Genomic DNA, 20,223 nt, shown 5'->3' with positions numbered 1-20,223 from the left:
CCGGATCGAACTGCCGGAACCCCTCCTCGCTCAGACGGTCGGCACAGTTCCGCCGTCGATCACGTACTCGGCGCCCACGATCGCCGAGGCGCGGTCCGAGACCAGGAACCCGACCAGGTCCGCGATTTCCCCGGTGTTCGCGAACCGTCCCAGCGGTACCCCGCCGAGGGAGTCGTAGATGGTCTGCTTGGCTGCTTCACGGGTGAGCCCGTTGCCCTCGGCGATCCGGTCCACGAACCTTTCGTAGGCTTCGGTCTCGATCCCGCCGGGGCTGATCGCGTTGACCCGCACGCCGCGCGGCGCGAGCTCGTTGGCGAGTCCCTTGCTGTACGTGCGCAGAGCGGCCTTCGCGGCCGCGTACGCCAGGGACGCGTCGTACTGGGGTAGTTCCCGCTGGATCGAGGTGAAGTGCAGCACCACGCCCGCCCCGGACTCGATCATCGCCGGGAGCAGAGCCCGGTCGAGCCGCACCGCTCCCAGGAAGTTGAGGTTCAGCTCGGTGAGCCACTGGTCATCGGTGATGACGGCGAATCCACCGGCCGGCGTCGACGCGCCGCCGACGACGTGCACCAGGATGTCGAGTGCGCCGCCGGCCTCGGCGATCCGGGCGGCCACCGCGTCGGTGCCTTCGATCGTCGTCACGTCCGCTTCGATGAACCGGTCGGGGTGCTCGTACCCGGCGGGCATCGTTCGCGCCGTCACGTACACGTCGGCACCCAGCTCTCGCAGCCTCTCCGCGACGGCCTTGCCCGAGCCCTTCGAGCCGCCCGTGACCAGTGCCCGGCGACCGTCGAGACGATCACGGTCTGAACTAGACATTTTTCTCTCCAGTGAAGATCGGCGTGGCGGATCCGGTCAGGCCGGGTGGTTGGCGATGACGAGTTCGGCGATGAGGTCGTCCCGCACCGCGAACCGGTAGTCGAGCTCGGCGACGCCACCCGGGAAGGTGCCCTCGAGCCGCACGGTCACCACCCAGTGGGTGTCGTCGACGCGGCGGGCGCCGAGCTGCTCGGTCGTGTACTCGAACTCGGACCCGGCGTCCCGCAGGAACGCGTGGGCCGTCTCCCGGCCGCGGAAGGTCTCGCCCTGGTCGACGAGCACCGCGTCCTCGGTGAGGAACGACGAGGCGGTGCCGGCGTCGCGGACGACGTGGGCGGCGAAGAACCCGCGCACGGGGGTCGGGAGCAGATCGGACGGGAGATCGGTGTGCTGTGTCATGCGGCCATCGTGTGACCTCGCGGCGTGGGAGGGTCAAGCCGTGGACTCTCTCCCCGGGGGAGAGTCCAGAATGGAGGCATGCTGAGCATCGGGGAGTTCTCGCGGCTGACCCACTTGAGCGTGCGGACCCTGCGCCGGTACCACGAGGCGGCCCTGCTGGAGCCCGTCGTGGTGGACGAGACCACCGGTTACCGCTACTACGGCCTCGACCAGATCCCGGCCGCGCAGGTCATCCACCGGCTCCGCGAACTCGACGTCCCCTTGAACGATGTGCAGCGAATCCTGCGGACTCCCGACCCCGGTGTCCGGGCGGCCCTGGTCGCGGACCACCTGCAACGCCTCGAGGACGTGCTCGACCGCACCCGGGCCGCGGTCGTGTCGCTGCGGCGCCTGCTGCGGCCCGACCCCGCGCCGATCGATGTCGAGCTGCGTGCGGAGCCCGCCCGGACGGTCGCGGCGGTGGAGGCCGTGGTCGGGCACGGCGATGTCGAGGCCTGGTTCGCGGGCGCGATGGCCGAGTTGGAGGCGGCCGTCGGCGCCGCCGCGACCGGGCCGCCGGGCGGCTGCTACGACAACGCCCTTTTCGAACAGGAGCGCGGTCACGCGCTCGTCTACCTGCCGACCGCCGCGCCACCTCGCACCGGACGCGTGCACCCCGCGGTTCTCCCGGCCGCGGAACTGGCCGTCACCACCCACGTCGGCGAGCACGACGGCATCGAGGTCACCTACGGCGAACTCGGGACCTGGGTGGTGGAGAACGCGATGTCGGTGGCCGGGCCGGTGCGGGAGGTCTACGTCGCCGGCCCTCGCGACTCGAGCGATCCCGCCGCGTGGCGCACCGAGATCGGCTGGCCCGTCTTCCGCGTCACCTGAAGCGGCCGGAGCGCGGCACCCGATCGGCGGCGGTCCGGAACCGCGCCGGGTGCCCTCAGCGGATCGCGCCGTGCGGGAGGACGGCGTGCACGCCCCACGTCTCGTTGGCGACCTGGGTGATCCGCAGGTCGACGACCGGTGAGGCCAGCGCGAGCGCGGTGGGGCGGTCCAGGTCGTGGATCCGCTGCAGCCAGGTCACCATGGCGGCCAGCGCGTCGGCCATGGCCTCGTCGAGGCCGGCGCCGAAGCCGAAGGTGACCCGGCCTTCGGGGGTTTCGGCGTGGATACCCGGGACCGCCGCGTCCGCCGCCAGGGTGAGGGTGACCTCCGTGGTCATCGGGCACTCGATCGCCGTTCCGCCGACTTCGCCGTTGCCCTGGGCCGCGTGCCCGTCGCCCAGGTGCAGCAGCGCGCCGGGAACGGTCAGCGGCAGGAACAACGTCGACCCGGCGACCAGGTCCCGGCAGTCGAGGTTGCCGCCGCCGAGCGCCCGCGGCGGAATGGTCGAGTGCGGTCCCGGCTCGGCCGGTGGAACGCCGACGACACCGAGGAAGGGGGCGACGCCGACGGTGTGGCCGAGGTCGCTGGTGGCGGTTTCGCCGGTGATGTCCCACGTCAGCCACGTGCCCGGGCCGTCGGCGACGCCGAGCCCGCGGTTGAGCGCGGTGTCCTTCACCCCGGCCGTGGTCCAGCCCCAGTCGCCGGGCGCGATCGACGTGAAGTGCACGCCCAGGACCATGCCCGGCTCGGCGCCGCGCACCGCGATCGGCCCGGTCAGGCAGTGCCCGCGCCGTTCCGGGTACATCGCGGGGCCGTCCACTCGCCGGTCCAGGTAGCCGGCGGCGTCGAGCGAGCCAATCAGGACGGAGTCGCCCGGATCGACGGTGAGCACGGGCGGGGTGGCCCGGTCGAGGACGTCCACTGTGGTCTCCCGCGTCGCGGGAAGCTGGTGCTCGGCCACGGTTTTCCTTTCCGGTGCGGACGTTCAGCGGAGCAGGGACCCGGCGGTCGGCGCCAGGCGCACCGTGGACGCGGGCGCCGCGGTCAGCGCGGCAACGGTTCCGGCCAGGGCCGCGCACCGGGGATCCCGGTGGACGGCGTTCAGGATGTGTTCGCGGTCGGTGTCGTTTTCGAAGCGCCTGATCCAGACTACGGCGTCTTCGTCGCCGGCCACGGTGAACGAGCCCGCCACGCGCATCTCCAGTTCCTGGTGCAGCGGGATGACGGTCTCGTCCAGGTAGCGGGCCAGTTCGGCGCCCCGGCCGGGACGGGCGTGCTCGGTGCGGATCTCGTAGAACATCGGTGGTACTCCCTCGTGGCGGTCAAGAGCGGCGGGCGGCGGCGAGCGCGTAGACGTCGGGGGAGCCTTCCCACGGCGCGGTGCGCGCCACGGTCCAGTGCTCGATGAGCCACCGGCCGTCGAACTTGCGCAACTTCACCTCCCAGTGGCCGCGCATCGTGCAGTGGTCGACGACGCCGGGACCGGCGGGGACGTGGTGGTAGGCGACGACGTGCGCGCGGCACGTGGCACCGTCGCCGGAGGGCCGCACGACGAGGTCGGTGGCGGTGTGGTGGGTGCTGTCGAAACCCTCCAGGGTCGCGCGGGCCAGCTCGACGAGGCCGTCGGCGGTCACCGTCGTCGGCGGCCTGCCGTGGTAGTGCGTCGACAGGTCCAGCGTCACCTCGTCGGCGAACAGCCGCCGCAGGGAGGCCCAGTCCCGGTCGTCCTGGGCGTGGGCGAGCCCGGCGACGACGTCGGCGATGGCCGCGCGGTCGAGAAGGTCCTGCAGTGCGTTCATGGTCGAGGCTCCTCGGACGCGGGGCGGTCGATCACCGGCAGGACCAGCCGGCTGGGGTGCGCGGGTCCGTGGTGGACGTGGTTGACGGCGACCACCACGTCGCCGGTGCCGTCGGTGGCGATCGTCGCGCCGGTGTTGGTGTTGCGGTCGTAGCGGGGGAAGTTGCTGCCGGCCACCTCGAGCCGGATGCGGTGCCCGGGCCGGAAGACGTTCGCGGTGACGCCGAGGTCGAGGGTGAGTCCGGCGTCCGTGCCCGGCGCGAGGAGCACGGGTTCGGTGAGCGACTTCCGGTAGCGGACGCGCTGGATGCCTTCGCACAGCAGGATCGCCCGGCCGTCGGGGTGCACGTCGACGAGCTTGCCGGTGAAGTCGGTGTCCGGTGTGGACGATCGGATGTGCAGCACCAGGGTGACGTGCCCGGTGACCTCGACCGGACGCTCGAGAACCGGAGTGGTGAAGCACAGGACGTCCTCGCGCGCTTCCACCGCGGCCTGGTCGGCCGGTCCGGGGTGGGTTCCCGGCGCGGCGGCGAGCACGGTGCCGCCCAGGCTGGGCACCGGATCGCGCGGGTCGTAGCGAAACGTGTCGGTCGCGTCCGCGGGCGGGATGGCGGAGTTCAGGAGACCGTCGCCGCCGGCGGTGTTGGCGCGGCCGCCGCCGTCGAGGAAGAAGTCGGTGTACCGGGTGTCCGGCAGCGGCCAGTCCGGCTCGTCGCGCCACTCGTCGGCCCCCATGACGAAGATCCGGACCCGGTGGGTGTCGTCGGGGAGCTCGCGGCCGCGGACCCAGCGGTCGAAGAACCGCAGGTGCGCTTCGGTGATGCCGGCGGTCTTGATGCTGCCGGCGAGCCCGAACGACCGGTCGGGGTAGGTGCCGAGATCGGTGCCGTCGGGATGGGACCAGGGGCCGATGATCAGCCGCTGGCCGTCGCGGGCGGCGGCAGTGCCACCGCGGCGGCGCAGCATCCGGTACGACCGCACGGTTTCACCGACGAACACGTCGTACCACCCTCCGATGTGGAGCGCCGGGACGGTGATCCGCTCGCCGTGGTCGGTCGCGGCGATCTCCCGCCAGAAGGCGTCGCGTTCCGGGTGGTCGAGCACGTCGGCGAACCAGGGCAGGGACCGGGTCACCGCGGCGCGGCCGGCTATCGGCAACGGCTCGTGCAGCGACCGCGGCTCGGCCAGGCCGGACAGCAGCGCTCCGGCGTCGGCGGGGTCACCACGCCCCTCGCCGAGGCCACGACGCAGGTTGCGCAGGGCCGAAAGGGTGCCCCAGGTCAGGACCGCGTCCTGGGACAGCGCGCCGCCGGGGGAGCGCCACGGTGCCGCGTACGGGTCGGCCGAGGTCATCACCGGCGCGATCGCCCGCAGCGCCGGAACGCCGTGCGCGGCGGCCTGCCACTGGCTGAACCCCATGTACGACCCGCCCCACATGCCGACCGCGCCGTCGCACCACGGCTGCGCGGTGAGCCAGGCGAGGGTGTCGACGCTGTCCGGGCCTTCGTGGGTGTGCGGCACGAACGTCCCGGGCGAGCGGGAGGTACCCCGGACGTCCTGCGCCACCACGGCGTATCCCGCTCCGACGAGGGCGAACACGTCGGGGAGCTTCGGATTGCCGTACAGCCCGGCGTCGTCCTTGCCGTAGGGCGTGCGGACCAGCAACGCGGGGAACGGCCCGGGTCCGTCCGGAAGCCACACGTTGGTGGCGAGCTCGACGCCGTCGCGCATCGGCACCGGCACGTCGACCTCCACCGTGAAGGTCATGCCGTCACCGGGTTTTCGGCGGACGAGGTGAGCATCCAGTGGCTGAACGCGGCGTAGTGCCGCGCGAACTCCTGCGGGGTGGGGGAGTGCTCCACGGCCGCCGAGAGTTCCGCGACGTGGGCGTACCGCGGGATCCGGTCCGCCTCGTAGGCGGCCAGCGCCGCGGGCACGTCCCCGCCCGGGGTGAGCAGGCGGCCGAGCAGCGCGGCGTCTTCGACGCCCAGCGTCGCCCCGGCGGTGATGTGCGGCGACATCGCGTGCGCCGCGTCGCCGGCGAGCACGACGCGCCCGGACGTCCAGTGCGGCAACGGCGGCACGAGCATGATCTGGTTGTGCAGGATCAGTTCCTCGGGCGTGGCGTGGATGAGTTCGGTGAGGACCCCGCCGTGCTCGCCGTCGTCGAGGTGCGCGGCCCGGGCCAGAGCCTGCTCCTTGAGGGTGCCGGTCGGTTCCGGCGTGTCGAACTGGTTCACCAGCCAGTAGACGCCGCCGTCGTGGGTGCGCACGTACCCGCCGCGGCAGCGGTCGCCGCCGAGGATGACCCGGTTCCCGGTCAGGGCGAGACCCGGGTCCGGGAGCACCGCGCGCCACGCGTGGTGCCCGGGGTGTTCCTCCGCCGGCTTCCCCGGCACCAGCTGCGCGCGCACCGCCGAGTACGCGCCGTCCGCCCCGACGAGCACGTCGGCGGTGTCCTCGCTGCCGTCGGTCAACCGGACGGTGACGCGATCGGCGTGCTCGTCGTACGCGGCGAACCCGGTGGCGAGGCGGATGTCGTCCCGGCCGACGGCGTCGGCGAGCAGATCGGTGAGTTTCGCCCGGTGCACCAGCAGGAACCGGTGGTCCTCAACGCCGAACTCCGGGGTTTCGAGCAGCCGTCCGGCCGTGTCGTGGAAGTACATCTCCCCGGGTTTGCCGACCGCCCGCACCTGGTCGCCGACGCCGAGTTCGTCGAACACGGCCAGTGCGTTGGCCCACAGCCCCAGTCCCGCGCCGGCCGCGCGGATCTCCGGCGCGTGCTCGTGGACCACCACGTCGATTCCGTTGCGGCGCAAGGCGAGAGCACTCGTCAGTCCCACGATCCCGCCGCCGATCACCACAGCTCGCATCGCTGTCCTCCTCCGTCGTCTGAACCCGACGTTAAGGACCGTCGCCGGTTAACTCCAGTGCAACGTTGGTACCTACTCATTCCATCTGTGATAATCGGCGCGTGGACCACGACCTGAACCTCATCGAGGCGCTGGACGCGCTGCTCACCGAAAGCAGCGTGACGAAGGCGGCGGAGCGCCTGCACACGTCGGCCCCGGCGATGAGCCGCACGCTGGCCCGGCTGCGGCGCGCGTTCGACGACCCGCTGCTCGTCCGGGCCGGCCGCGATCTCGTGCCGACCCCGCGGGCGCTGGAGCTGCGAGGGGAGGTGCACGCGATCGCCGCCCGGGCCCGTGCGCTCTTCGGCCCGTCGACGGCCGCCGACCCGCGGACCGCGGTGCGCGTGTTCGACCTGCAGGTCACCGACATGCTGTCCACGACGTTCATCCCGTCCCTCATCGACGACCTGCGGACCCAGGCGCCGGGGATCTCCCTGCGGCTGCGACCGGAAAACCTCCAGGACGTCCCGGCGCTGCGGGAAGGACTCGTGGACCTGGAGATCGGGACGCTGCGCCCGGGCGACCCCGAAGTCCACACGGAAACGCTCGTCACCGAAACCCTCGTCGGCGCGATCCGCCCGGATCACCCGCTGGCGAAAGTCAAGACCGTCACCCCGAAGCGGTTCGCCGCGGCCGACCACATCGTCGTCTCCCGCCGGGGCCGCGCGCACGGCCCGATCGACGAGCGGCTGGCCGAGCTGGGTCTGAACCGCCGGGTGGTCGCCGTCCTGCCGAGCTTCGCCGGCGCGCTGCACGTGGCCCGCGGAACCGACGTCGTCTGCGTGACCCCGGCCAGACTGGGCCGGCCGATGCTGGAAACCCTGGGATTGCGGACGTTCCCGCTTCCCGTAGCGGTGCCGGAAGTGGTGCTCGGCATGGCCTGGCACCCCCGCAACCACCACGACCGGACGCACGCACTCCTGCGCGAGCGCGTCCGCCGGATCATGACCCTCGTCGCGGGGCCCCCGTGATCGCGTCCGGGTATCGCGGTGCTCTACGAGGTACTGACGCCGGGTCGTCGCCGGCGAACGACTGAAGCCCTGCCCCTCCGAGGAGGAACAGGGCTTCAGTCCTGCGAAATCAGGTGGTGCGCGATACTGGGATTGAACCAGTGACCTCTTCCGTGTCAGGGAAGCGCTCTCCCGCTGAGCTAATCGCGCGAGGTGGAGACGGGATTCGAACCCGTGTACACGGCTTTGCAGGCCGTTGCCTCGCCTCTCGGCCACTCCACCGTGACAGGCTCGAGAGCCTACCGAGCGGATGACGGGATTCGAACCCGCGACCCTCACCTTGGCAAGGTGATGCGCTACCAGCTGCGCTACATCCGCATTCCGCAGCTCCGGAGGTCTGTGCCCCCGTCGCCGTGGTGTGGGAAAACCATATCGGACCCCGAAAACGGCGGCGACACCGGGGTGTCACTCCGCCGTTGCAAGCCCGTCATCAGGCCAGATCGTGGGGGATGAGGTGGGTGAGCGCGTCGTCGACGTCGACCCACAGGTGCTCGTTGCCCGGGAGGACCACGTCGTACGTGCGGTCGAGGAAGTCGGCCAGCTCCTGGGCGGATGCCTCGAACATGGCGTGCCCGGAGGGCGAGTTCAGCTCGATCAGCACGGACTCGGGGTCTTCGACGGACGGGCGGATGCGGACGTCCCCGTCACCCGCGTCGGCCAGGAGGCCGTCCGCGAGGAGGTCGCGTGCGTACACCCATTCGACCCAGCCGGCGCGGCCGGTGCGGAAGGCGGCGACGACCGCGTACGGGTCGCGTGTGTCGTAGCGCAGCTCCACCTTCACCGGAACCGCGGGGGTCCGCGGCGCCAGCAGGTCGAAGACCGCCGTCGAGCGGAGCGTCACGTGATCGTTGCGCATCGTCCTACCCTTCGTCTCCCTTCCCGGCCCGGCCCGGCCGAGGGCGTCACCAAGTGGGACGCTTCGGGAGGCCGTTTCCGTCGCGGGTGCGCCGCAGATCACCCGTCCGGGCCCATGAGCCGCCGTCTGCCGTCCGTGACCACCCCACGGCGCGCGTGTGACCGCGCACCCCGCGGGGGCCCACGCCTCCATACTGCGCGGTTTAGTCGCCGGGCGATAGCACCGTCGCACGGATGTCGAACGTGGCGTCGGGCGGCCCCCGGCCGCGACAACCCCGGCTAGCTCGGGGTTGTTCGTTCCGTACTCGCCGGTAAGCGGAGTGTGGTCGGCGAGGACCACCCGTTTGCAGGCGCCCGGAAGTCGTACGCTAAAGTTTCCGTACCACCGCGAGCGGGCGATTAGCTCAGGGGGAGAGCGCTTCGTTCACACCGAAGAGGTCACTGGTTCGATCCCAGTATCGCCCACCGAAGCTCGACGCCGAAGGCCCCGGACGAATCCGTCCGGGGCCTTCGGCGTTTTCACCCGCCCCCAGGTCGGCTCGGCTTTCCGGGCCGCGCGCGCGGCCCGGCCGAACCGGAGTGAACGGTCCGTTCGGGCCGGCCGTATCTGTTCGGTAGAGCGGTTCGCGCCCCCGCCGGGAGGGGCCGCCGGAACCGCCTCGGGAACTTGCCGCCGCGGCGGACTTCTGTCGAACCGGACCCCGTGGGAGGGCTCATGTGATCCTCGGCACGCGCGGCTGGCCGGTGCGGCGGGCCACGTGCGACAAAAACCGGCGCGGGTGACGGTGTGACGACGAACGTCACCGTCCGCGCACGAGCCGTCCTCGCGCCGCCGTCCGCGCCGCGGCCTGGTCCACTGTGGACGTCGACGGGGACGCAGTGTCCACAGTAGATTTCCGGGGTCCCGTTCGGCCGTTCGGCAGCGCGTGGTCCACCCGGGTGCGGGCAACGCCGGTTGCGACTACGGATTGTAATATTCGTGGGGATACGCCCTATTACCCATCGTCATCATCTTGTTATCTTGCGGCGATTTTCTGGCGGGGAAGACGCGCAGCATGTGGCTGGAAATCCTTGTAACGATGCTGAGAGAGTCGCCGATACCTTGCCGTGTGAAGCCTCTCCGGGCACTGCGCGACAGCTGAGTCTCGATGACTCTCCGAAATCACCGTCGGTGACGCAGCGTGCCTGTGAGATCAACCGGACCCTGTTCACGGGAGGTCAGATGGAAGAGTCGGTGCGGCCTTCGTACACGGTGAGCCAGCCACCGCCGCACATCGACCTCCAGGCCATCCCGCGTCCCGCCAAGAAGGACGAGCGCCCCACGGCGACACCGTCCCCCAAGGCGTTGCCGGCGGCCTGGGAAGCGAGATACAGAGCCTGGGTCATCGGCAGCGACGTGTTCATCACGCTGCTGGTGATCGCGATCAGCGCGTTCGTCATCGATCGCGTTGCCCCGCACGACATGCACGCCTTCGGCACGATGCTGGCGATCTTCGTCTCGCTGCCGGTCAGCCGGGCCTGGAGCCCGCGCGTGCTCGGCGAGGGCGCGGAGGAGTACCGGACGCTGGGCCGGGGCTTCATCACCGCCGCCGTCCTGGTCGCGCTGGGCGGCCTGCTGTTCGGCGCGCTCGAGGTCCAGGTCTGGGTGTTCGTCGTCGTGCCGGCCATCGCGCTCGTCGCGTTCCCGCAGCGGTACCTGCTGCGCCAGGTGCTGCACCGCAAGCGCGCCAAGGGGCTCTGCCTGCTGCCGGTCATGGCCGCGGGCAGCCCGGAGACCGTCGCCGACCTGATCGCCCGCACCCGCTCGGAAGTGCACGTCGGCTGGCGCGTCGAGGCCGTCTGCACCTTCAGCGGCCACGGCGAAGAGCGCGACAGCGGCGAGATCGACGGCGTCCCGGTCGTGGGACGGCTCGAGGAGCTGTCCCGCCACGTGCGCCGCGGCGGCTACCGGGTCGTGGCCATCACCGCGGACCAGTACTGGACGCCGAAGCGCCTGCAGCGGCTGGCCTGGGACATGGAGGGGACCGGTGCGGAGATGGTCGTCGCGCCGGTGCTGATGGAGGTCGCCGGCCCGCGGCTCAACGTCACCGGCGTGCTCGGGATGCCCCTGCTGCGCGTCACGGCGCCGATGTTCACCGGCGGGCGCCGGGTGGTGAAGGAGATCGTCGACCGCTGCGGCTCGGCGCTGCTGCTGACCGTGCTCTCGCCCCTGCTGCTGGTGATCGCGCTCGCGATCAAGCTGAACGACCGGGGCCCGGTGATCTACCGCCAGCGCCGCGTCGGCCGCGACGGCGCCGTCTTCACCATGCTCAAGTTCCGCACGATGGTCACCGACGCCGATCAGATCAAGCAGACGCTGGCCGCGGACAACGAAGGCGCGGGGCCGCTGTTCAAGATGAAGCGCGATCCGCGGATCACCCGCGTGGGTGGTTTCCTGCGCCGGTATTCGCTCGACGAGGTGCCCCAGCTGTTCAACGTCGTGGCCGGGAAGATGTCGCTCGTCGGTCCGCGCCCGCCGCTGCCGGAGGAAACGGCGCAGTACGCGCCCGACGCCCGACGCCGCCTGCTGGTGAAGCCCGGCCTGACCGGCCTGTGGCAGGTGAGCGGCCGCAGCGACCTCACGTGGGCCGAGAGCATCCGGCTCGACCTGCGCTACGTCGAGGACTGGTCCCTGGCGCTGGACCTGGTGATCCTCTGGAAGACCTTCCGCGCGGTGATGGGCGGCCAGGGCGCCTACTGAGCCGACCGACCGCGCGCTTCGCACCACGGCCGCCGACCCCGCTGGAGGGGGTCGGCGGCCGTGCTCGTTCCGGGGCCGAAGCGCCCGCGACCCGATCGGGTGACCGTTGCTCGCTCCCCGCTGTGATCCACGCAACTGGTTGAACGCGAAATAGTTCAACGCTCAACCTAGTTGCACCGGGTACCGACCAACGGAAGGAACCCAGCCCCATGACCACCTTTGCCGAGCAGACCGAAGGCCTCCAGGTCCCCGCGGACGTCCAGAACCTCCTCTTCCGCGAGGCCCGCACGGCCAACAGTTTCAGCTCCGAGCCGGTGACCGAGGAGCAGGTCCGCGCGATCTACGACCTCGTCAAGTGGGCCCCGACGTCGATGAACACCCAGCCGCTGCGCGCGCTGGTGCTGCGCACCGCCGAGGCGAAGGCCCGCCTGCTCCCGCACCTGGCCCCGGGCAACCGGGACAAGACCGAAGCCGCGCCGCTGACCGTCGTGCTCGCCGCGGACGTCGACTTCCACGAAAACATCCCGCAGGTCTTCCCGCACAACCCGGGGGTCAAGGACAACTTCTCCGACGAGCAGGGCCGCGTCGAGTTCGCCAAGCTCAACTCGCTGCTGCAGGTCGGCTACTTCATCATCGGCGTCCGCGCCGCCGGCCTGGCCGCCGGCCCGATGACCGGCTTCGACGCCCAGGGCGTCGACGACGAGTTCTTCGCGGGCAAGAAGTGGCGCTCGCTGGTCGTGGTGAACGTCGGCAAGCCGGGCGAGAACCCGTGGTTCGACCGCCTGCCGCGCCTCGACTTCGACCAGGTCGTCGAGACCCTCTGACGCTCTCGGGAGGGGCCGCTCCGGGCACCCGGGGCGGCCCGTTCCGCGTTCCCGGACGCGGGTGAGGCGCGCGCGAGCCGCCGACTAGCATCGACGGGGTCGTCTTTGTCACTCCAGCTTGAGGAGCCGATCGTGTCCCAGTCGCCCCCCGTTTCCCCCGTGGCCGCCTCCCGTGTGGCGGTACCGGCGGGCACTACGGCGGGCGCGGCGGTCCGCGAAGCCGGCCTGCCGACCAAGGGCGAGGACACGATCGTCGTCGTGCGCGACGCCGAGGGGAAGCTGCGCGACCTCGCCTGGGCCCCCGAGGCCGACGCCGAGGTCGAGCCGGTCGCCGCGAACACCGAGGACGGGCGCAGCGTCATCCGCCATTCGGCGGCCCACGTGCTCGCCCAGGCCGTCCAGCAGCAGTTCCCGGACGCCAAGCTCGGCATCGGCCCGCCGGTGAAAGACGGCTTCTACTACGACTTCGCGGTCGACACTCCGTTCACCCCGGAGGACCTGCAGGCGCTCGAAAAGCGCATGAAGCAGATCGTGAAGGGCGCCCAGCAGTTCTCCCGGCGCGTTTTCGACTCCGTCGACGAAGCCAAGAAAGAGCTTGCCGACGAGCCGTTCAAGCTCGAACTGGTCGACCTCAAGTCCGAAGTGGACACCGCCGAGGTGATGGAGGTGGGCGAGGGCGAGCTCACCATCTACGACAATCTCGACCCGCGCACCAAGGAACGTGTCTGGAGTGACCTCTGCCGCGGTCCGCACGTGCCGACCACGAAGTTCATCCCGGCGTTCAAGCTGACCCGCGTCGCCGCCGCGTACTGGCGGGGGAGTGAGAAGAACCCACAGCTGCAGCGGATCTACGGCACCGCGTGGGAGTCGGCCGAAGCGCAGGACGCCTACCTGGAGCGCATCGCCGAGGCCGAGCGCCGCGACCACCGCAAGCTCGGTGCCGAGCTGGACCTGTTCTCCTTCCCCGAGGAGATCGGTTCCGGCCTGCCGGTGTTCCACCCCAAGGGCGGCATCATCCGCCGCGAGCTGGAGAACTACTCGCGCCGCCGCCACGAAGAGGCCGGCTACGAGTTCGTGAACACCCCGCACATCAGCAAGGGCGAGCTGTTCCACACCTCCGGCCACCTGCCGTACTACGCGGACACGATGTTCCCGCCGGTGCAGTTCGACGAGGAGAACTACTACCTCAAGGCCATGAACTGCCCGATGCACAACCTGATCTTCCGCTCGCGCGGGCGGTCCTACCGCGAGCTGCCGCTGCGGCTGTTCGAGTTCGGCACCGTCTACCGCTACGAGAAGTCGGGCGTGGTGCACGGCCTCACCCGCGTACGCGGGCTGACGATGGACGACTCGCACATCTACTGCACCAAGGAGCAGATGCCGGGCGAGCTCCGGTCGCTGCTGAAGTTCGTCCTCGACCTGCTCGCCGACTACGGCCTCTCCGACTTCTACCTCGAGCTGTCCACCCGCGGCGACTCGGACAAGTTCATCGGCGAGGACTGGGAGTGGGAGGAGGCCACCGAGACGCTGCGGCAGGCCGCCGTCGACTCCGGTCTCGAGCTGGTCCCGGATCCGGGCGGCGCGGCCTTCTACGGCCCCAAGATCTCCGTGCAGGCGAAGGACGCCATCGGCCGCACCTGGCAGATGTCGACCATCCAGCTGGACTTCAACCAGAACAAGCGGTTCGAGCTCGAGTACACCGCACCCGACGGCTCGCGCCAGACGCCGGTGATGATCCACCGCGCGCTCTTCGGCTCGATCGAGCGCTTCTTCGGCGTGCTGACCGAGCACTACGCGGGCGCGTTCCCGGCGTGGCTCGCGCCGGTGCAGGTGGTCGGCATCCCGATCACCGCCGACCAGGTCGAGCACCTGCAGGGCATCGAGAAGGCGTTGCGCGCCAAGGGCATCCGCGCCGAGGTCGACGCGAGCGACGACCGGATGCAGAAGAAGATCCGCACGCACACCACGCAGAAGGTGCCGTTCATGCTGCTGGCCGGCGCGAAGGACGTCGAGGCGGGGGCGGTGTCGTTCCGCTTCCGCGACGGCGGCCAGATCAACGGCGTGCCGGTGGAGAAGGCGGTCGAGGCGATCGCGGAGTGGGTCGAGCGCCGCGAGAACGCGTCACCGTCGGCCGAGGCGCTGGAGACGGTCGTTCGGTGAGTGAGCCGCCCGAACTCGTCGAGCAGCAGGGCGTCGGGGTCCAGGACGCGTTCCAGCGCCTCTGGACCCCGCACCGGATGGCCTACATCAAGGGCCAGGACAAGCCGGACGGCGACGAAGACACCGGCTGCCCGTTCTGCCGCATCCCTTCCCTGGACGACAAAACGGGGTTGATCGTCGCCCGCGGCACCGTCGTGTTCGCGGTGCTGAACCTGTACCCGTACAACCCCGGGCACCTGATGGTGGTGCCGTACCGGCACGTCGCGGACTACACCGAGCTGACGGTGGAAGAGACGCTGGAGGTCGCCGAATACACGCAGCACGCGATGAAGGTGATCCGCGCGGTCTCCGGCGCGCACGGCTTCAACATCGGCCTGAACCAGGGCGTGGTCGGGGGCGCGGGGATCGCCGCGCACCTGCACCAGCACCTGGTGCCGCGGTGGGGCGGGGACGCGAACTTCATGCCGGTGATCGGGCAGACGAAGGTGCTCCCGCAATTGCTGGGCGAAACGCGGGACCTGCTCGCCGACGCGTGGTGAACCGTTCGGAAAACGCTCGAACGCCGTAACCGGCAAACCGTGATTGAGTGTTCAACCGAGGGTATGATGGACGTATGTCCGAAACCCGATGGCTCAGCGACGACGAGCAGCGCGTCTGGCGTGAGTTCAACGCGGCCACCCGCATGCTCAGCGCGCACCTCGAAGGCCAGCTGCAGCACGACTCGGGCATGCCGCACACCTACTACGAAGTCCTCGTGGCGCTTTCCGAGGCCGAAGGCCGCCGGCTGCGGATGAGCGAGCTCGCCGACGCCCGCCAGGCGTCGCGCAGCCGGCTCTCGCACGCCGTCGCCCGGCTGGAAGCCAACGGCTGGGTGCGCCGGGAGGCCTGCCCGACCGACAAGCGCGGGGCCTGGGCCGTCCTCACGAAGGAGGGCTTCGCCGCGCTCGAAGCGGCCGCGCCCGGCCACGTCGAGGCCGTCCGCGAGAGCCTCTTCGACCCGCTGACGCCGGAGCAGGTCGCCGCGCTCGGGGAGATCAGTGCCGCGATCCGGCAGCGCCTCTCGCCGAAGTGCGCCGCCGCGCAGGCCGCGGAAGAGGCGCGGGAACGCGAGGGCGAGCTCTCGAAATCGGGCTGACGCGGGGCGGCGCGTCGGTGCCGTCGTGCCGGGTGGATAGGCTGCATTCGCCCACCCGACCCTCGTAGCCAGGTGCCTCTGACGAAACGATGCTCAATATCTTCGCGCGTGCCTCCGTTTCCCGCGTCACCGATCCGATCGGCCAGGCGCTGGTCCGCGTCGGGCTGACCCCGAACGTGATGACCGTGCTCGGCACCGCCGGCGCCGTCGTCTGCGCCCTGGCCTTCTTCCCGAACGGCTACCTGCTCTGGGGCACCTTCACGGTGTGGGGCTTCGCCATGCTCGACCTGCTGGACGGCGCGATGGCCCGCGCCCGCGGCTACGGCACCCCGTTCGGCGCGGTGCTCGACGCCACCTGCGACCGGCTGGTCGACGGCGCGCTGTTCGCCGCCATCGCCTGGTGGTGCTTCGTCGTCGACGACAACCACCCGGCCGCCGCCGCGGCGCTGCTGTGCCTGGTGCTCGCCCAGGTCATCTCCTACGTCAAGGCCCGCGCCGACGCGTCCGGCCTGCCGGTCGACGGCGGGCTCGTCGAGCGCGCCGAGCGGCTGATCATCGCACTGGTCGGCACCGGCCTGCACGGCTTGGGCGTCCCGTACACCGTGGACGTCTCGCTCTGGCTGCTGGCCGTGCTGTCGGTCATCACCCTGCTGCAGCGCTTCGCCGCCGTGGCCAAAGCGGCACGCGAGGCCGCCGCCGGGGAGCAGCCGGCATGAGCGACCTGACCGAGCGGCTGAGCGCTTTCGGCTACGCGGCGGGCTGGCGGCTGGCCGGCTGGCTGCCCGCCGGGTTCGGCGGCACGGTCTTCTCGCTCGGCGCCGACCTCGCCGTCAAGCGCGACGGCGGCGGTGTGCGGCAGCTGCGCGCCAACCTCGCCCGCGTCGTCCCGCAGGCCGACCCGGTCGAGATGGACGAGCTGACCCGGCGCGCGATGCGCTCGTACGCCCGCTACTGGCACGAGACGTTCCGGCTGCCGTCGATGGACCAGAAGGAGGTCAGCGAAAAGGTCGCGGCCTCCATCACCGGCGTCGAGAACCTCGACGCGGCGCTCGCCGAGGGCAACGGCGCGGTGATGGCGCTGCCGCACAGTGGCAACTGGGACATCGCCGGCGTCTGGCTGGCCGGCTACCTCGGCGGATTCACCACCGTCGCCGAACGCCTCAAGCCCGAGTCGCTGTACCGGCGGTTCGTCGAGTACCGGGAGTCGCTCGGCTTCGAGATCGTGCCGCTGACCGGCGACAGCTCCGCGATGCGCGTGCTGCTGAAGCGGCTGCGCGAGAACAAGGCGGTCTGCCTGGTCGGCGACCGCGACCTGACCACCAGCGGTATCCCGGTGAAGTTCTTCGGCGAGCAGGCCCGCTTCCCGGGCGGCCCGGCGCGGCTGGCCGCCACCACCGGCGCGGCGCTGATCCCGGCCGGCTGCTGGTTCACCGAGGAGGGCTGGCAGATCCGGCTGCACCCGCGCATCCGCGTCACCGCGCGCGCCGAGGTCCCGGCCGCCACGCAGGCGCTGGCCGACATCTTCGCCGGCGACATCGCCGCGCACCCGGCCGACTGGCACATGCTGCAGAAGTTCTGGCCCGCCGACCTCGAGGCCGGCGAGCAGACCCCCCTCGAAGAAGCGAGCTGAGCGTGGCCGCGCGCCCGATGCGGGTCGGGATCGTCTGCCCCTACTCGTTCGACGTGCCCGGCGGGGTCCAGGGCCACGTGATCGACCTGACGAAGGCGCTGCTCTCCCGCGGGCACCAGGTCTCCGTGCTCGCGCCCGCCGACGACGACGCCGACCTGCCGGAGTTCGTGCACCCGGCGGGCAAGGCACTCGGCATCCGGTACAACGGCTCGGTCGCGCGGCTGCAGTTCGGCCCGGTGTCCTACGCCCGCGTGCGGCGCTGGATCCGCGAGGGCGACTTCGACGTCCTGCACCTGCACGAGCCGGCCGCGCCCAGCCTTTCGCTGCTGGCGCTGCTCATCGCCGACGGCCCGATCGTGGCGACGTTCCACACCGCGACCACGCGCTCGCGCACGCTGTCGGCCTTCCAGCCGGTGCTGCGGCCGCTGCTGGAGAAGATCACCGCGCGGATCGCGGTGTCCGCGCTCGCCCGCCGGGTCCAGGTCGAGCACGCGGGCGGCGACGCCGTCGAGATCCCGAACGGCGTCGACGTCGAGTTCTTCTCCTCCGCGACGCCGTTGCCGGGCTACCCGCGGGCCGGTGGGACGGTCGGGTTCGTCGGCCGCTTCGGCGAGCCGCGCAAGGGGATGGGCGTGCTGCTGGAGGCGCTGCGGCGGATCCTCCCGGAGTTCGAAGACCTGCGGCTGGTCGTCGTCGGCCGCGGGGACGAGGACCAGCTCCGCCGCGACGCCGGTCCGGAGCTGGCGCCGCACCTCGAACTGCTCGGCCAGGCCGACGACTTCGTCAAGGCGCAGGCCCTGCGCAGCGTCGACGTCTACTGCGCGCCCAACACCGGCGGCGAAAGCTTCGGGATGATCCTGACCGAGGCGATGGCGGCGGGCACGGCGGTGCTGGCCAGCGACCTGGACTCGTTCCGGCGGGTGCTCGACGACGGCCACGCCGGGATGCTCACGGCGACCGGTGACCCCGCGGCGCTCGCGGACGGGCTGCGCGAGCTGCTCGGCGACCCGGCGCGCCGGGCGTCGCTGGCCGCGGCGGCGGGGGAGCACGTGACGGTGTTCGACTGGTCGGTCGTGGCCACCCAGGTGCTGCGCGTCTACGAGACGGCGATCGCCGCCGACCCCCGGCGGGTCGCGGCGCCGGAGCGGGAGTTCGCCCGGTGACGGTGTTCGAGTGGCTGCTCCCGCTGCTGGCCCTGGTCGTCGTGGCGGGCGGGCTGTTCCTGGTGGCGACGGCGAACCGGCTCGACCGGCTGCACGTCCGGACCGACGCGGGCTGGGCCGCCCTCGACGCAGCGCTGGCGCGGCGGGCGGTGGTGGCGCGCGCGGTCGCGGTGCTGCTGCACGACACCGGCCTGCGCACCCTGGCCGAGCGGGCCGAGACGGCGCCGCGGGCCGAGCGCGAGGCCGAGGAGAACGAGCTGACGCTGCAGCTGAGCCGCGTCGACCGGGCGGGCCTGCCCGCCGAGCTGGCCGAGGAGCTCACCGACGCCGAGCACCGGGTGGTGATCGCCCGCCGCGTCCACAACGACGCCGTCCGCGACACCCTGCGCCTGCGGCGGCGGCGCAAGGTCCGGTACTTCAAGCTGGCGGGCACGGCGCCGCTGCCGGAGTACTTCGAGTTCGCCGAGCCGGAGGTCTGACGATGTGGTGGGTGGTCGTCGAGGAGCAGCGCGGCGGCGGGGACGGGCGCCACTGGAACGTCACCAAGACGAAGCCGGCGGGCGGGGACCGGGAGCACGCCGACGAGGTGGCGCGGCGGCTCGCGTTCGAGCACGAACCCGTCCACCCGTCGGCGGTCAAGGAGCGGAAGGTGCTGCGGGTCGGCGACGGCTACCTCGTGATCGCGACCGGCCGGACCGCGACGTTCCACTTCCGCGTGACGCTCGGCGAGACCGTGGCGGCCCCGGCATGAGCTGGTGGGTGGTCGTCGAAGAGCAGCGCGGTACCGGTGACAGCCGGAGCTGGTCGTTGTCGGAGACCTTCTCCTACGCCGACCAGGCGACCGCCGAAGCCGAGGCCGAGCGGCTCGCGCGGGAGTACCAGCCGGTCTACCCGTGGTCGCCGAGGTCGCGGAAGGTGCTGCGGGGCGTCGGCGGGTACCTGGTGATCGTCGATGGCCGGACCTCGACGTTCCACTTCCGGCTGAGCGTGCTCGAAGAGATCTGAAACCGGCTCGCCCGCGGCCGCGTCGGAGCGGCATGAGTACGTGGTGGGTGGTCATCGAAGAGCAGGGCGGCACGGGCGACGGCCGGGGCTGGGGCGTCGCCGACGCGGCGGGGTACGCGGACCGCGAAACCGCGTTCGACGAGGCGCACCTGCTGGCCAAGCAGCACCGGCCGCCGCGGCCGTCGTCACCGCAGAAGCGGGTCGTGCTGCGCGTGACCGACGGGTACCTGGTGCTGGTCAAGGGCAAGACCGACGTGTGGCAGTTCCGCGTGACGGTGGGCGAGCAGGCCGGCGGCTGACAGACTGGGCGCATGAGTGAGACCTGCGACGTCGCGCACGGCGCGGCGCCCGCCGACCCCGCCGTGCGGACCCTGGTGGCGGTGTTCGCGTCGCCGGTTTCGCGGCACCTGCTGGTGTTCGCGCGCGAGCTCGGCTACCACGTCGCGCTGTACGAACCCGACCCCGCGCGGGCGACCGACGGGCCCGAGGGCGTCGAGGCGGACACGACGTTGCCGCCACTGGACGGCACCGCCGACGTCGTGGTCACCGACCACCACCGGCCCGAGCTCGGCGAGGTGCTGAAGGCCGCGCTGGCGGGCGAGCCGCGCTGGATCGGCGTGCTCGGCAACCCGCGGCACCCGGGCCCGCACGTGGCGGCGCTGCAGGGGCTGGGCGTACCCGAGGCCGACATCGCCCGCGTGCACCGGCCGGTCGGGCTGAACATCGGCTCGCGCACGCCGCCGGAGATCGCCATCGCCACGCTCGCCGGCCTGCTGGCCGACCGCAACAACCGCCCGGGCGGCTTCGACTTCTGACGTGCCCCGGCCGTCGTGAGTGTTCAGGGCGGTTAGAACCGCCCACAACAAAAAGCAAAAGCACACGACTGAACAACACACACAA

General features: G+C 71.5%; 23 protein-coding genes and 4 tRNA genes. 16 read left to right on the top strand and 11 right to left on the bottom strand.

Translation table 11 applies throughout. The features are described from left to right. Positions 1-30 precede the first annotated feature (30 nt). Entirely contained in the window at positions 31-819 is a 789-nt protein-coding gene (locus tag AB0B33_RS46010; RefSeq protein WP_360784337.1) for an SDR family oxidoreductase, read from the bottom strand. Between the two features lie 36 nt (positions 820-855). Next, positions 856-1,218: a nuclear transport factor 2 family protein gene (locus AB0B33_RS46005; RefSeq protein WP_247023958.1), complete on the bottom strand. Its 363-nt coding sequence runs from the start codon at positions 1,216-1,218 to the stop codon at positions 856-858. A 78-nt stretch (positions 1,219-1,296) separates the two neighbouring features. Here AB0B33_RS46005 and AB0B33_RS46000 point away from each other — a divergent pair, with 78 nt between their 5' ends. Further along, a complete protein-coding gene (locus AB0B33_RS46000; protein ID WP_360784334.1) occupies positions 1,297-2,091 on the top strand; it encodes a MerR family transcriptional regulator in 795 nt (264 codons plus the stop codon). A gap of 55 nt (positions 2,092-2,146) precedes the next feature. On the opposite strand, the gene AB0B33_RS45995 is transcribed toward AB0B33_RS46000, so the two are convergent. Genes AB0B33_RS45995 through AB0B33_RS45975 form a run of 5 tightly spaced genes read right to left on the bottom strand, consistent with a single transcriptional unit; the run spans position 2,147 to position 6,762 of the window. Then, positions 2,147-3,052 (bottom strand): acetamidase/formamidase family protein, encoded by a 906-nt coding sequence (locus AB0B33_RS45995; RefSeq protein WP_360784331.1) that lies wholly within the window; start codon positions 3,050-3,052, stop codon positions 2,147-2,149. A gap of 24 nt (positions 3,053-3,076) precedes the next feature. Beyond that, on the bottom strand, positions 3,077-3,391 hold the full coding sequence (locus AB0B33_RS45990) for an NIPSNAP family protein (RefSeq protein WP_360784328.1): 315 nt from the start codon (positions 3,389-3,391) through the stop codon (positions 3,077-3,079). A gap of 22 nt (positions 3,392-3,413) precedes the next feature. Then, positions 3,414-3,890, bottom strand: a complete 477-nt coding sequence (locus AB0B33_RS45985; protein ID WP_360784325.1) for a nuclear transport factor 2 family protein — start codon at positions 3,888-3,890, stop codon at positions 3,414-3,416. Then, entirely contained in the window at positions 3,887-5,656 is a 1,770-nt protein-coding gene (locus tag AB0B33_RS45980) for a CocE/NonD family hydrolase (protein ID WP_360784322.1), read from the bottom strand. Before AB0B33_RS45980 ends, AB0B33_RS45985 begins: the two co-directional genes overlap by 4 nt. Then, entirely contained in the window at positions 5,653-6,762 is a 1,110-nt protein-coding gene (locus tag AB0B33_RS45975; RefSeq protein WP_360784319.1) for an FAD-dependent monooxygenase, read from the bottom strand. Before AB0B33_RS45975 ends, AB0B33_RS45980 begins: the two co-directional genes overlap by 4 nt. Before the next feature lie 101 nt (positions 6,763-6,863). Between AB0B33_RS45975 and AB0B33_RS45970 the strand changes: the two genes are divergently transcribed. Further along, entirely contained in the window at positions 6,864-7,772 is a 909-nt protein-coding gene (locus AB0B33_RS45970; protein WP_360784316.1) for a LysR family transcriptional regulator, read from the top strand. A 114-nt stretch (positions 7,773-7,886) separates the two neighbouring features. Here AB0B33_RS45970 and AB0B33_RS45965 read toward each other — a convergent pair. From AB0B33_RS45965 to AB0B33_RS45950, 4 genes are all read right to left on the bottom strand, one after another. Then, positions 7,887-7,961, bottom strand: a tRNA-Val gene (locus AB0B33_RS45965). 1 nt (position 7,962) lies between these two features. Beyond that, a tRNA-Cys gene (locus tag AB0B33_RS45960) sits at positions 7,963-8,033 on the bottom strand. Between the two features lie 23 nt (positions 8,034-8,056). Then, positions 8,057-8,129 (bottom strand) — tRNA-Gly (locus tag AB0B33_RS45955). A gap of 112 nt (positions 8,130-8,241) precedes the next feature. Further along, positions 8,242-8,667: an SsgA family sporulation/cell division regulator gene (locus AB0B33_RS45950; protein ID WP_033293569.1), complete on the bottom strand. Its 426-nt coding sequence runs from the start codon at positions 8,665-8,667 to the stop codon at positions 8,242-8,244. A gap of 392 nt (positions 8,668-9,059) precedes the next feature. Here AB0B33_RS45950 and AB0B33_RS45945 point away from each other — a divergent pair. The 14 genes from AB0B33_RS45945 (at position 9,060) to AB0B33_RS45880 (ending at position 20,138) form a co-directional block, all read left to right on the top strand. Beyond that, positions 9,060-9,131: transfer RNA gene (locus AB0B33_RS45945), tRNA-Val, on the top strand. A gap of 757 nt (positions 9,132-9,888) precedes the next feature. Then, positions 9,889-11,406 carry a sugar transferase gene (locus AB0B33_RS45940; protein WP_360784314.1) on the top strand — a complete coding sequence of 506 codons (1,518 nt, stop codon included), beginning with the start codon at positions 9,889-9,891 and terminating at the stop codon, positions 11,404-11,406. Between the two features lie 209 nt (positions 11,407-11,615). Continuing rightward, positions 11,616-12,230 carry a malonic semialdehyde reductase gene (locus AB0B33_RS45935; RefSeq protein WP_360784311.1) on the top strand — a complete coding sequence of 205 codons (615 nt, stop codon included), beginning with the start codon at positions 11,616-11,618 and terminating at the stop codon, positions 12,228-12,230. A gap of 132 nt (positions 12,231-12,362) precedes the next feature. Further along, positions 12,363-14,390: a threonine--tRNA ligase gene (gene thrS, locus AB0B33_RS45930; RefSeq protein WP_360784309.1), complete on the top strand. Its 2,028-nt coding sequence runs from the start codon at positions 12,363-12,365 to the stop codon at positions 14,388-14,390. Continuing rightward, complete coding sequence (locus AB0B33_RS45925) at positions 14,387-14,929, top strand: HIT domain-containing protein (RefSeq protein WP_247023940.1); 543 nt, start codon at positions 14,387-14,389, stop codon at positions 14,927-14,929. Before thrS ends, AB0B33_RS45925 begins: the two co-directional genes overlap by 4 nt. A 74-nt stretch (positions 14,930-15,003) precedes the next feature. Continuing rightward, the gene (locus AB0B33_RS45920; RefSeq protein ID WP_360784306.1) at positions 15,004-15,525 is read left to right on the top strand and encodes a MarR family transcriptional regulator; all 522 of its coding nucleotides are present in this window, start codon (positions 15,004-15,006) and stop codon (positions 15,523-15,525) included. A gap of 89 nt (positions 15,526-15,614) precedes the next feature. Then, positions 15,615-16,241, top strand: a complete 627-nt coding sequence (gene pgsA, locus AB0B33_RS45915) for a phosphatidylinositol phosphate synthase (RefSeq protein ID WP_247023938.1) — start codon at positions 15,615-15,617, stop codon at positions 16,239-16,241. Next, a complete protein-coding gene (locus tag AB0B33_RS45910; RefSeq protein ID WP_360784302.1) occupies positions 16,238-17,155 on the top strand; it encodes a phosphatidylinositol mannoside acyltransferase in 918 nt (305 codons plus the stop codon). Before pgsA ends, AB0B33_RS45910 begins: the two co-directional genes overlap by 4 nt. A gap of 17 nt (positions 17,156-17,172) precedes the next feature. Beyond that, positions 17,173-18,318 (top strand): glycosyltransferase family 4 protein, encoded by a 1,146-nt coding sequence (locus tag AB0B33_RS45905; RefSeq protein ID WP_360784358.1) that lies wholly within the window; start codon positions 17,173-17,175, stop codon positions 18,316-18,318. Continuing rightward, the gene (locus AB0B33_RS45900; RefSeq protein WP_247023936.1) at positions 18,315-18,797 is read left to right on the top strand and encodes an NUDIX hydrolase; all 483 of its coding nucleotides are present in this window, start codon (positions 18,315-18,317) and stop codon (positions 18,795-18,797) included. Before AB0B33_RS45905 ends, AB0B33_RS45900 begins: the two co-directional genes overlap by 4 nt. A gap of 2 nt (positions 18,798-18,799) precedes the next feature. Next, on the top strand, positions 18,800-19,069 hold the full coding sequence (locus AB0B33_RS45895; protein WP_360784300.1) for a hypothetical protein: 270 nt from the start codon (positions 18,800-18,802) through the stop codon (positions 19,067-19,069). Beyond that, positions 19,066-19,323, top strand: coding sequence for a hypothetical protein (locus tag AB0B33_RS45890; RefSeq protein ID WP_360784297.1), 258 nt, complete (start codon positions 19,066-19,068; stop codon positions 19,321-19,323). The genes AB0B33_RS45895 and AB0B33_RS45890 overlap by 4 nt, the downstream gene beginning before the upstream one ends. Before the next feature lie 32 nt (positions 19,324-19,355). Beyond that, positions 19,356-19,622, top strand: coding sequence for a hypothetical protein (locus AB0B33_RS45885; RefSeq protein WP_360784295.1), 267 nt, complete (start codon positions 19,356-19,358; stop codon positions 19,620-19,622). A 12-nt stretch (positions 19,623-19,634) separates the two neighbouring features. Continuing rightward, positions 19,635-20,138, top strand: a complete 504-nt coding sequence (locus tag AB0B33_RS45880; RefSeq protein ID WP_360784292.1) for an XdhC family protein — start codon at positions 19,635-19,637, stop codon at positions 20,136-20,138. The last annotated feature ends 85 nt before the right edge of the window (positions 20,139-20,223 follow it).

Origin of the sequence: Amycolatopsis sp. NPDC049159 (genome assembly GCF_040648295.1) — a bacterium.
Taxonomy (GTDB): domain Bacteria; phylum Actinomycetota; class Actinomycetes; order Mycobacteriales; family Pseudonocardiaceae; genus Amycolatopsis; species Amycolatopsis pretoriensis_A.
The sequence above is the reverse complement of the archived record's forward strand: the minus strand, read 5'-3'. Positions and strand labels throughout refer to the sequence as shown.

Coding starts and splice junctions, on each gene's coding strand:
- AB0B33_RS46010 (WP_360784337.1), bottom strand. CDS start 819: ATGTCTAGTTCAGACCGTGATCGTCTCGACGGTCGCCGGGCACTGGTC.
- AB0B33_RS46005 (WP_247023958.1), bottom strand. CDS start 1,218: ATGACACAGCACACCGATCTCCCGTCCGATCTGCTCCCGACCCCCGTG.
- AB0B33_RS46000 (WP_360784334.1), top strand. CDS start 1,297: ATGCTGAGCATCGGGGAGTTCTCGCGGCTGACCCACTTGAGCGTGCGG.
- AB0B33_RS45990 (WP_360784328.1), bottom strand. CDS start 3,391: ATGTTCTACGAGATCCGCACCGAGCACGCCCGTCCCGGCCGGGGCGCC.
- AB0B33_RS45985 (WP_360784325.1), bottom strand. CDS start 3,890: ATGAACGCACTGCAGGACCTTCTCGACCGCGCGGCCATCGCCGACGTC.
- AB0B33_RS45980 (WP_360784322.1), bottom strand. CDS start 5,656: ATGACCTTCACGGTGGAGGTCGACGTGCCGGTGCCGATGCGCGACGGC.
- AB0B33_RS45975 (WP_360784319.1), bottom strand. CDS start 6,762: ATGCGAGCTGTGGTGATCGGCGGCGGGATCGTGGGACTGACGAGTGCT.
- AB0B33_RS45950 (WP_033293569.1), bottom strand. CDS start 8,667: ATGCGCAACGATCACGTGACGCTCCGCTCGACGGCGGTCTTCGACCTG.
- AB0B33_RS45940 (WP_360784314.1), top strand. CDS start 9,889: ATGGAAGAGTCGGTGCGGCCTTCGTACACGGTGAGCCAGCCACCGCCG.
- AB0B33_RS45935 (WP_360784311.1), top strand. CDS start 11,616: ATGACCACCTTTGCCGAGCAGACCGAAGGCCTCCAGGTCCCCGCGGAC.
- AB0B33_RS45920 (WP_360784306.1), top strand. CDS start 15,004: ATGTCCGAAACCCGATGGCTCAGCGACGACGAGCAGCGCGTCTGGCGT.
- pgsA (WP_247023938.1), top strand. CDS start 15,615: ATGCTCAATATCTTCGCGCGTGCCTCCGTTTCCCGCGTCACCGATCCG.
- AB0B33_RS45910 (WP_360784302.1), top strand. CDS start 16,238: ATGAGCGACCTGACCGAGCGGCTGAGCGCTTTCGGCTACGCGGCGGGC.
- AB0B33_RS45905 (WP_360784358.1), top strand. CDS start 17,173: ATGCGGGTCGGGATCGTCTGCCCCTACTCGTTCGACGTGCCCGGCGGG.
- AB0B33_RS45895 (WP_360784300.1), top strand. CDS start 18,800: ATGTGGTGGGTGGTCGTCGAGGAGCAGCGCGGCGGCGGGGACGGGCGC.
- AB0B33_RS45890 (WP_360784297.1), top strand. CDS start 19,066: ATGAGCTGGTGGGTGGTCGTCGAAGAGCAGCGCGGTACCGGTGACAGC.
- AB0B33_RS45885 (WP_360784295.1), top strand. CDS start 19,356: ATGAGTACGTGGTGGGTGGTCATCGAAGAGCAGGGCGGCACGGGCGAC.
- AB0B33_RS45880 (WP_360784292.1), top strand. CDS start 19,635: ATGAGTGAGACCTGCGACGTCGCGCACGGCGCGGCGCCCGCCGACCCC.